This window comes from Streptomyces sp. NPDC104371, assembly GCF_055583785.1.
Genome location: NZ_JBVJNF010000021.1, coordinates 22,593 through 32,686, shown reverse-complemented (window position 1 = coordinate 32,686; position 10,094 = coordinate 22,593). Strand labels below are relative to the sequence as shown.

10 protein-coding genes are annotated in these 10,094 nt (G+C 72.3%); 1 reads left to right on the top strand and 9 read right to left on the bottom strand.

What is annotated here, in order from left to right:
- The first annotated feature begins 40 nt into the window (after positions 1-40).
- Positions 41-238, top strand: a complete 198-nt coding sequence (locus ACZ60T_RS33625) for a hypothetical protein (protein WP_469669423.1) — start codon at positions 41-43, stop codon at positions 236-238.
- A gap of 191 nt (positions 239-429) precedes the next feature.
- Here ACZ60T_RS33625 and trxB read toward each other — a convergent pair whose 3' ends face one another.
- The 9 genes from trxB to ACZ60T_RS33580 all read right to left on the bottom strand — a co-directional run bounded on the left by trxB (position 430) and on the right by ACZ60T_RS33580 (position 10,074).
- Entirely contained in the window at positions 430-1,362 is a 933-nt protein-coding gene (trxB, locus tag ACZ60T_RS33620; protein WP_469669424.1) for a thioredoxin-disulfide reductase, read from the bottom strand.
- A gap of 43 nt (positions 1,363-1,405) precedes the next feature.
- Positions 1,406-2,932 (bottom strand): FAD-binding oxidoreductase, encoded by a 1,527-nt coding sequence (locus tag ACZ60T_RS33615; protein WP_469669422.1) that lies wholly within the window; start codon positions 2,930-2,932, stop codon positions 1,406-1,408.
- A 124-nt stretch (positions 2,933-3,056) separates the two neighbouring features.
- Positions 3,057-3,743, bottom strand: a complete 687-nt coding sequence (gene epsC, locus ACZ60T_RS33610; RefSeq protein ID WP_469669421.1) for a serine O-acetyltransferase EpsC — start codon at positions 3,741-3,743, stop codon at positions 3,057-3,059.
- Positions 3,744-3,832: 89 nt separating this feature from the next.
- Entirely contained in the window at positions 3,833-4,774 is a 942-nt protein-coding gene (locus ACZ60T_RS33605; RefSeq protein WP_469669420.1) for an isopenicillin N synthase family dioxygenase, read from the bottom strand.
- A gap of 43 nt (positions 4,775-4,817) precedes the next feature.
- Positions 4,818-5,504: a class I SAM-dependent methyltransferase gene (locus ACZ60T_RS33600; protein WP_469669419.1), complete on the bottom strand. Its 687-nt coding sequence runs from the start codon at positions 5,502-5,504 to the stop codon at positions 4,818-4,820.
- A complete protein-coding gene (locus ACZ60T_RS33595; protein ID WP_469669418.1) occupies positions 5,488-6,606 on the bottom strand; it encodes a pyridoxal-phosphate dependent enzyme in 1,119 nt (372 codons plus the stop codon). The genes ACZ60T_RS33600 and ACZ60T_RS33595 overlap by 17 nt, the downstream gene beginning before the upstream one ends.
- Positions 6,603-7,568, bottom strand: a complete 966-nt coding sequence (locus ACZ60T_RS33590) for a formylglycine-generating enzyme family protein (RefSeq protein WP_365634795.1) — start codon at positions 7,566-7,568, stop codon at positions 6,603-6,605. The genes ACZ60T_RS33595 and ACZ60T_RS33590 overlap by 4 nt, the downstream gene beginning before the upstream one ends.
- Positions 7,565-8,197 (bottom strand): GTP cyclohydrolase II RibA, encoded by a 633-nt coding sequence (gene ribA, locus ACZ60T_RS33585; RefSeq protein WP_469669417.1) that lies wholly within the window; start codon positions 8,195-8,197, stop codon positions 7,565-7,567. The genes ACZ60T_RS33590 and ribA overlap by 4 nt, the downstream gene beginning before the upstream one ends.
- Positions 8,194-10,074, bottom strand: a complete 1,881-nt coding sequence (locus ACZ60T_RS33580; protein WP_469669416.1) for a WD40 repeat domain-containing protein — start codon at positions 10,072-10,074, stop codon at positions 8,194-8,196. Before ACZ60T_RS33580 ends, ribA begins: the two co-directional genes overlap by 4 nt.
- Between the last annotated feature and the right edge of the window lie 20 nt (positions 10,075-10,094).

Below are 10,094 nucleotides of genomic sequence, written 5' to 3'. Positions count from 1 at the left end.
CCAACCCACCCCACAACCCACCCACCACTGACACAGATCAATGACAAGCCGACCGAGCGAAAGGAGAGTACGGGTGAGTGAGCAGCCAACTACCAAGGGCCCCACGCAGGACACCCGGCGCGGCCCCGCACCCTCGGACCTCCGATTCCTGGAGGTCTGGGCGAAAGTCGCCCCGATCCGCCTGGCCGGCTACGAGGACGACCTCGCCGAACCGCACATCCTTCAGGGCATCGATTGACCGACCGCTACGCGTCGTTCTCCTCGGCCGTCGCTTGTCGCCGCTTCTCCCGGTGACATGCGGCGGCCGTCTTGGGTACGGAGAAGGCCAGCGCACGCCACGCCGAAGGCCCTGCCGAGTCCCGTCCACCTCCGGGAACTCGGCAGGGCCTTCTCAGGTGCTCGCAGGTATCTCCTCGCCACCCCTGCTCCTCAGCGCAGTGCCGCCAGATAGCGCTCCGCGTCCAGCGCCGCCGCGCAGCCCGTGCCCGCCGCGGTGATGGCCTGGCGGTAGCTGTGGTCGACCGCGTCGCCCGCGGCGAAGACGCCGGGCAGGCTGGTACGGGTGGAGGGGGCGTCGACCTCGATGTAACCGGCGTCGTCCAGGGCGAGTTGGCCCTTGACGAGGTCGGTGCGCGGGTCGTGGCCGATCGCCACGAACAGGCCCGTCACATCGAGCGGGCGCTCCTCGCCGGTACGGGTGTCGCGCACGGTCAGGCCGGACAGGCGCTCCTCGCCGTGGATCCGGGTGACCTCGCTGTGCCAGGCGAAGGTGATCTTCGGGTCACTGAAGGCACGTTCCTGCATGACCTTCGACGCGCGCAGGGTGTCGCGGCGGTGGACGATCGTCACCGACCGGGCGAAGCGTGTGAGGAACGTGGCCTCCTCCATGGCGGTGTCGCCGCCGCCGACGACCGCGATGTCACGGTCCTTGAAGAAGAAGCCGTCGCAGGTGGCGCAGGAGGACACCCCGCGGCCACTGAGCGCGTCCTCGCCGGACAGGTTCAGCTTGCGGTGCTGGGAGCCGGTGGCCAGGATCACCGCGCGGGCGCGGTGTTCGGTGCCGGTGGAGTCGGTGACGGTCTTGACGGGGCCGGTCAGGTCGACGGCGGTGATGTCGTCGTCGACGATCTCGGCGCCGAACCGTTCCGCCTGCTCCCGCATCCGGTCCATCAGGTCGGGCCCGAGGACACCGTCCGGGAAGCCGGGGAAGTTCTCCACCTCGGTGGTCGTGGTCAGGGCGCCGCCCACGAGGAGGGAGCCGGCGAAGACGAGCGGGGCGAGCTGGGCGCGGGAGGTGTAGAGGGCGGCGGTGTAACCGGCGGGGCCGGAGCCGATGACGATGATGTCGCGTGGGTCGCCGATGCGGGTCACGGAGTTCCCTTCGGATCGTGGCACGACGGCGAGGTCAGTCGACGCCCTGCGCGAAGCGGAAGAAGCGGTTGGGGTCGTAGGCGCGCTTGACGGTCTGGAGACGGGCGTAGTTCTGGCCGTAGTACGCCTCGCGCCAGCTCGTCAGGGCCGGGTCCATGTAGTTCTGGTACGACTCGTGGTTCGAGGAAGGGGCCACGGTCGCGTAGCCGCCGTCCACCCACGCCTGGGCGTGGTCGCGGTCCGCCTGGGCGGGGTCGGCGGTGGACAGAGTGACGGAGTACCCGGCGTTGAACAGCGAGTCACGGTGGACGAACGCGGTGGCCGTCGGCGCCACGTCGTTGATCGCGCCACCGTAGGGGAACAGCCCGAGGAAGCGGAACTGACCGGGGCGCACGTCGGCGGTGAAGGCGTCCAGGGCGCTCTGGGCCTCGGCGGAAGTCCAGCGCCGGGCGAAGAAGAGGTTGCGACCGCTGGTGTACGTGTCGCGGGGCAACTGGGCGTCCGGGGTGAAGCCGACGCGGTGGCACTCGGAGACGGTCTTGTCGCCGCAGCCGTAGAGCTGCATCATCGCCTGCGCGTACGGCAGTTCACTGCTGTCACGGCTGGTGGCGGGCTGCCCGACCGCGGTGACGAGGGCGTCCAGCAGCGCGTCGCAGTCGCTCTGGGAGCCGTGGTAGCCGCCGGTGAGGATGACGTTGGGCTCGGTGCCGGAGGGGGCGTCGGTGGAGTACAGGAACATCAGCTCGGTGGCCAGTTCGCGGGGCGCGTCGGCCATCCAGTCCTGCCAGGCGAGGATCACCTGACGGGCGTCCGCCCAGCGGAAGTTGAGGTTGAAGAGCGTCAGGGCGGGGATCTGCACGGGCCGTACCTCGTAGTCGGTGACGACACCGAAGTTGCCCCCGCCGCCACCCCGCAACGCCCAGTACAGATCGGGGTGTTCGTCGGCGGAGGCCCGTACGATACGGCCGTCGGCGAGGACGACCCGCGCCGAGACGAGCCGGTCGGCGCCCATGCCGTACTTACGGGAGGCGTAGCCGAGCCCGCCGCCCTGGAGCCAGCCGCCCATGGCGACGGTGGGGCAGGTGCCACCGGCCACCTGAAGCCCGTACGTGGCAAGGGAGTTGACGACATCGACGCCCTGGCAGCCGGGACCGGCGTGGACGGTGGAGCCGGAGACACGGACGCGGTTGAGCCGCGAGACGTCGATGACGAGACCGGGGCTCGTGGAGTAGCCGGCGGCGCTGTGGCCACCGCTGCGGACGGCGGTGGCCAGGCCGTTGTCCTGGGCGAAGCGGATGCACGCCGCCACGTCGGCCTCGGTGGCGCAGTAGGCCACGGCCTGTGGGTGAACGGCGTCGAACTGGGCGAGTTGGAGCTGTCTGGCGGTGTCGTAGCCCGCGTCCTCGGGGAGTACGAGGCTGCCGGTGAGCGCGGCGCGCAGGGTGCTCCAGGGCACCGTGCCGCTCCCGGCGGCGAGGACGAGGCCACCGCTGCCCGCGGTCAGGGCGACCGCGGCGGTGGTGGCGGCCGAGGCCTGTATCAGGGATCGCCTGCTGAGCATGGCGAATCACTCTCCGTTCCGTCCATGCAGGACGTGAAGGTCCCGCCGGGCGGGACAGGTGTTCGGGAACACGTGCAGCATGGGCGAGGAGAGCGTGAACTCGATGGGATCGAAGAGTAGTTCGTCACCTTCGGGTGCGGGTGTGACGGGCGGGCCGGGCCGTTCCGTTCCCTGTCGGACCGGCGTCGCGCGACCCCTGACCAGGTGGGAGGTCGTGGAGGATCAAGGAGTGGGCGGAGATACGGGTGCCGTCTCCCACGGTGACCGGGCCCAGCACGGAGGCGCCCGTACCGATCAGGACCCGGTCACCGAGGACCGGGTGGCGACGACGGCCCGCCTCGCTGTCGCGCAGCCAGCCACGCGAGCCGAGAGTGACTCCGTGATAGAGCGTCACATCGTCGCCCACGACCGCCGTTTCACCGATGACCACACCGAACCCGTGGTCGATGAAGGCACGTCGGCCGATGCGGGCACCCGCGTGGATCTCCATGCCGGTCAGCAGACGGGCCAGCCGCGTGAGCGCGGCGGCCCGCAGCCGACGGCCGCGCAGGTAATGGCGGTGGGCGAGCCGGTACAGAGCCAGCCCCTGCCAACCGGCGTGCAGAAGCGCCTCCCCCCGGCCGGAGCAGGACGGGTCGCGGGCGACAACGGCCTGGAGATCCTCGCGGATCAGGCGCAGGACGGACAGTGGCGCCGGTGAAGACCGGCGGGCGGACCTTGCGCGAGGGCCCCTACCCGTACCCGTACGCGTACCTGTACCCGCACTGGAACCGGCACTGGCACCCGTACCCGCGACGCCCCTACGCGCCATACCCGCACCGTCGACCCAACTGCCCCTATGGGCAGCCGAATTACCAGCCCCGCCCCCAACCCCCGCCACACCCTCAGTAGTTCCGCTCATCACCCCGACGCCCCCACACGCTGGGCGTCCAGCCGCCTGATCCGGTACATCGTGCGCTGGAACAGCTCGTCCGCCGTCAGCGTGGCGAAGCGTTGAGGGCTGTCCTGCGCCCCCGGGATACGCAGCGGCGTCAGGGTGGTCCAAGGCGTGGGGTGGCAGAACTGCACGATGGACAGGCGGCCTTCGCTCTGGCCGGGCCTGGCCACCACCCGGTGCACGGCCGCGCGGGCCAGTCCGTTGGTGAGGCGGTCGAGGACCATGCCGACGTTGACGACGGCGTGTCCGGGCGGTGCGTCGACGGCGAGCCACTCCCCGTCGACCAGGACCTCCAGGCCCGCCGCGGTCGCCCGGGGCAGCGCGGTGATCAGGTCGAAGTCCTGGTGCTCCACCGCCCAGATGTGACGGTCGGAGGGGGCCTGTGCCATCGGCGGGTACCAGGTGGCCCGGTTGACGACGGGGCCGTCCTCCAGCATGTCGGTGAAGTAGTCGGGGTGGGCGCCGAGCGCGTCCGCGAGGGTGCGGACGACATCGTGCTGGAAGCGCAGCATACGGGTGTGCAGTTCGCGCAGTGCCGAGCCGATGCCGGGCACCAGGTGGTCGGGGAAGTACGGGTCGGGGTAGCGGGCCGGGAAGCGGACGCGCAGCGGGTGGTGCGCGGGCAACGGGGCTCCCCAGTGGAAGAGTTCCTTCCAGTCGGGCACCGTGCCCTTCTCCGCGTGCTCGGTCAGGGGTGGGGTGTACCCGGCCTGGCCGTTGCTGCCGGGGACACGGCAGGCCTTCTTCTCCTCGGGGCGCAGGGCGAAGAAGGCGTGCAGGAAGGCGTACGCCTCGTCCAGCAGGGTCTCGGGAACGGTGTTGCGGACGAGGAAGAACCCGTCGCGCAGCGCGCCGCGCAGGTGCTCCCGGCCGCCCGGCCGTCGCAGATCGATCTCCTTGAGCATGTCTGGTCCCTTCACGGGAGTCGGGCTGTGGCCCGGTCGGCGGTCATCCCTCCGCCTTGCGGAAGGACAGCGCCAAGTAGGAGAGCCAGTGGCCCTGGTACTGGAAGTCGCGGTCGATCACCTGGCGGCCAGCAGGGGTGAGGCCGGCGCGGGTGTACAGGTCGGTGACGGTCTCCTCGGGCAGCCACCAGTTCAACCGCCCGTCGTCCAGCGGGAGTTCGCTGATCGCGCCGTCGGGGCTGAGGAAGACGCTGACGGCGAGGACCCCGCCGGGGCGCAGCAGTCGGGCGCCGTGGGCCGCCCAGGCGGGCCAGTCGGCGCGGCGCTGGTGGTGGAGGCAGCCGTTGTCCACGACGATGTCGAGGTTGTCGTCGGTGAAGTCGAGGAAGTCGCCCTGCCGGAAGCGGACTTGGCCGCAGAAGGGCGGTGGGGCGTCCCATACGTCCAGCAGGTCGAGGCCGGTGGTGTCGGCGTCGAGTCGTTCGGCGAGGGCGGTGGTCTGACGGCCGCGGCCACAGCCCACGTCCAGGATGCGGCGGCGGCCCTCGGCGGGCGGGGCCGGGGCCTCGGCACAGATGAAGCGGGTGACCGCCTCGTTGGTGTCGGTTCCGGTCCATGAGTCGCGTCGGCGGCCGTACCAGGTGCCGAAGGAGTCGGCCACCACACGCCGGTAGGCGGTATAGCCGACCGCGAGCTGCTGGTCCGCCGCGGGTTCAGCGGTCCGTGGCATGGGCCCACTCCTCCGGTGTGCCGCGGCTCGCGGCGATGGCGACGGCGTGGAGGCCTCGCGGCCCCTGGTCGATGACGCGGGACGCGCTGAGCCAGGCGCCCGCGGCACTGCTGGAGACGGCGATCCGCTGGGTGTGGTGCAGCAGCCGCATCGCGTCCAGGGCCTCGGGGTAGCTGACCTCGGCGAAGGCGAAGTCGCCCTCGTACGGGGCCAGGAGGGGCTGTTTGAGGCCGTGACCGAGGCCGCCGGTGCCGTTCATGCGGCGGGCGCCGCCAGGGGCGCGGCCGTCGCCGTAGGGGGCCTCGGTGGGGAAGACGGCCACGGCGGTGCAGCCGGTCCAACGGGCGCGCAGGGCCTGGGTGGTGCCGACCGCGGTACCGGCGGAGCCGACGGACGCGGCGAACGCGACGGGCCGTACGCCTTCCCGGGTGAGCCGGGCGATGATCTCGGCGCCGGTGTGTTCGCGGTGCATGGCGACGGCCTCGGGGGCGCAGTGCTGGAGCAGCAGGTGCCGGTCCTCGTCCTCGGCGATGCGCGCGGCCTCGTTCATGGCGCCGAGGAATCCGGTGCCTTCGGGTCCGTGGCTGACGCGGGCGCCGTGGCGGCGCAGGGTGTCGACGAGCCGGGCGGGTGAGCCGTGCGGGACCGCCAGGTGCAGATCGAGGCCCAGGTGGGCGCACATCTCGGCGAGAGCGAGGGCGAGGGAGCCGCCGGAGTACTCCACGAGCCGTACCCGGGGGGTGCCGGTCCGGGCCACGGCCGCGCACAACAGGGCATAGGCGGTACGGGCCTTGACGGTGCCGGTGCGGTTGGCGGCCTCCGCCTTGAGCCATACGGTGCCGCGGCCGTCGCGGCTGGGTACGGGGACGAGCGGGGTGTGGCCGATGTCGGGCCGGAGTGCGGCGAGGCCGGGCAGCAGGCGGGTCGCGTGCCGCTCCAGCGGTCCGAAGGGGGCTTCGAGGGCGTCACGGTCGGGGCGACGCGCGGTCAGGGCCCGCGTGATGTGCGTGAGGCCGGTGCCGGTCGGGGCCGGTGTGGGTGCGTAGGCGCGTCCCGGTTCGGCCGTGACGGTGGCCGGGAGCGGCATGACGGGCGCGGTCATGACGGACGCTCGCTGGTGGCGAGGCGGAAGCCGACGGGGTAGAGCGGGCCGGGGAAGGCGCCGTGCCGGCGGCGGGTGCGGGTGAGGTCTCCGAAGCGGGCGAAGCTGCCGCCGCGGGCGACGCGGTAGGTGCCCATCGTCTGGACGAGGTGGTCGGCGATGTGCTCGCCGCCCGGGTAGGGGGCGTAGTCGTCGGCGGTGAACTCTTCCACGTTTCCTCCCATGTCGTGTGCCCCGAAGGGGGATTGACCGGCCGGGAACGCGCCGACCGGGGTGGTCGTGTGCACGCCCGACTCGCGGGTGTTGGCGGCGTCCGGGTCGAACCCGCCCTCCCACGGGTAGGGGCGGCCCTCGGGCCCCTTGGCCGCGTACTCCCACTCCGCTTCGGTGGGCAGCCGCCAGGGGTGTCCGGTGCGGTCGCCGAGCCAACGCGCGTACTGGTCGGCGTGTTCGGGACGGATCCCGGCGACGGGGTGGTTGGCGCGGTCCCAGGGGTAGGCGCCGAGGTACCAGGTGGTGGGCCGGTCCTCGAGTCCGGTGTCGGCGAGGAAGTCACGCCACTCGCCGTTGGTCACGAGGTAGCGGGAGATCCAGAAGTCGCCGATCTCCACGGTGTGTTCGGGGGTCTCCTTGAGGATCCAGGACTCCTCGACGCCCTTGTCCGCCCAGTACCGGGTGACGTACCCGACCTCCTCGGCGGGCAGGCCGATCGGGACCTGGGCGCCGGGGACGAAGCAGGTGGTCGGGGAGGGCGTGATGCGCGGGTCGCCGATCAGGGCCAACGTGCCTCCGGCGGCGAGCCGTTCGGGCAGCGGCAGCGAGGGGTCCTCGACGGCGGCGGCCAGCCGCAGCCGGTCCGCGGAGAGCGCGTGCGGGCCGGGCGAGCGGTGGACGCGTCCGGGGTCGGCGAGGTCCGCCTGTTCCTTGAAGTGCGGGGAGTCCGCGAGGTCTTCGAGGTTCATGCCCCGGCCTCCGTCAGCAGCGCGAGGGTGTGCCCGCTGCCCGCCTTGGCCGACAGATAGCGGGCGTTGTCCGGGGTGAGATGGACGCCGGTGGGAACGATGTCCTCGACACGGATGCCGAGGGCGCGCAACTGGGCCACCTTGTCGGGGTTGTTGGTCAGCAGCCGGATACGGTGCAGGCCGAGGGCGCGCAGCATCGCGGCGGCGGCCCGGTAGTCGCGTTCGTCCTCGCCGCGCCCGATGAGGCGGTTGGCGCTGAACGTGTCGATGTCCTGGTCCTGGAGGACATAGGTGTCGAGCTTGTTGTACAGGCCGATGCCGCGGCCTTCCTGGCGCAGATAGAGCAGGACACCGCCCTCGTCGGCCAGTGCGGTGAGCGCCTCGTCGAGCTGGGGTCCGCAGTCGCAGCGGGCGGAGCCGAGCATGTCGCCGGTCAGGCACTCGCTGTGCATGCGGACGAGGGGCACGGTGCCCGGTGGGTGGGGCAGGACGCAGGCGATGTGTTCCTGGGCGTCGGGCAGGTCGTGGAAGGTGACCAGTTCGGCCGTACGGCCTCGGGCGCGCTCCAGGGTGATGGGCACGCGGGCGCGGACGGCGCAGGTGGTCTGTGGCATGACGGTGACGTTCATGCGGCCCTGCTTTCCACCGCGCGGGCGGTGCCCTGCGCGGTCGTCGGGGGTGCGGTCGGGGTGTGGAGCAGGTCGGTCAGGTGCAGTGAGCGCTCGATGACGGGGTGTCCGTCGGCGTCGAGTCCGACGACGAGGACGCGGCCGTCCCAGCCCGCGACGGCGACCGTGCCGTCCTGGAGGCGGAGCATGCAGGACACACCCTGGGTGAACTCGGCGAGGACGCGGCCCGAGGCGAGGGTGGCGGCCGAGTCGTCCCAGTCGATGTGCCAGGCGTACAGCCCGAAGTCGTAGGAGCCGGCGAGGGCGACGGGGCGTTCGGCGGTGCCCAGCAGGGCCACGCACTTGACGGACTCGTCGGGGCCGAGCAGGGTCTGCACGCGTGCGGCGCGCAGGCTCCCGTCGGGCAGGCGGGTGAGGCGTCCGGCCTTGACGGTGTGGTCGCGGGAGGCGCTGGCGGCGGCTTCGGAGCCGAGCGTGGCCACCGCATTGACGAGGTTGCCGTGCTCCCACAACGTGCTGCGGTCGTGCGGCCCTCCGGCGGTCACGGTGCGGTCGGTGGCCGCCGACAGGAAGCCGCCGGGGACGGCGGCGAGGGACTTCACGGAGCCGTCGTGCGCCTCGATCCGCTCCCGTACGTCGAGGGTGTCGGGGTCGAGGAGCAGGAACTCCCCGTTGTAGGTCCCGGCGACGACGCTTCCCTCGTGGACGGTGAGGGAGGGCACGGGGGCGCCGAGGGCGGGGCTGGAGACGAGCGTGGTGCCGTCATGGCGCAGCACATGCCCGGAGTAGGTGCCCGCGTAGAGGGTGTCGCCGTCGGTGGTGAGGGAGAGGATCGGGCCGTCGGTGAGCGTGGTCGGCCGGGCCGGGGCGCCCTCGGTGACGACGACGACGAGGCCGGAGTCGGTGCCGATGAGAAGTTCGTCGCCGCGCTGGGCCAGGGCGTTGGGCCCGTGGGTGGCGGCGTCGGGCCCGGCCAGTGCGCGGCCGGTCGTCAGGTCGTACAGATGCGGGCCGTTCCAGAAGCTGCCGGCCGCGACGACCCCGTGGGCGACGGCGACCGAGCGCGGCCACACCCGGCGGTCCTCGACGCGGTGGCGGAGGGTGCCGTCGAGGGCGAAGTGGTGCAGGGCGCCGTCGTAGGCGCCGACGACGAAGGACGTGTCGTCCTCGGCCCAGGCCACCGCGCGTGCGGCCGAGGTGGAGACGGCGACGGTGCGTACGACGTCCAGTGCGGCGGTGAGCAGATCGACGGCGCCGTCGTCGCGGGCCACGGCGAGCAGGCGGCCGGAGTGGGACCACGCGCAGCCCTCGATGGAGGAGTCGTAGCGGCGGGTGAGCGGCGGGGCCGTGCCGTCGGGGTCGCTGACGGCGACCAGGCCGTCCTCGCCGACGGTGGCGACCAGGCCCTGCGGGCTGACCGACACCATCATGCAGTGCGCCTCGTGCGCGCCGACCTCGGCGAGGAAGGTGCCGTCGGCGGCCGACCACAAGGTGGCACGCCCGTCCTCGGAGACACAGATGAGCCGCTCGCCGTCGGGCAGCCAGGCCACCGCGTTGATGTCGTCGGTGTGCCGGGCCAGCACGGTGTGCAGGGTGGTGCGGCCCCGGTCGTCCACCCGCCACACCGCGACCGTCTTGTCGGCCGAGGCGGTGGCCAGGACCTCGGGGTCGGCCGGGTTCCACGCGGAGGCGTTGACCAGGCGGCGGTGGCGCAGCCGGGCCAGCGGGGTGGGCCGGGCCGGGTCGGCGGTGTCCCAGACGAGCACCGAGCCGTCGTACGAACAACTGGCCAGGCGCTTGCCGTCGGGCCTGAACTCCACATGGGTCAACGGAGCGGAGTGGCCTGGTCCTTGCGGGGGAAGGTCAATGGTTCGCACGCCGTCTCGTCCTTCTCTTC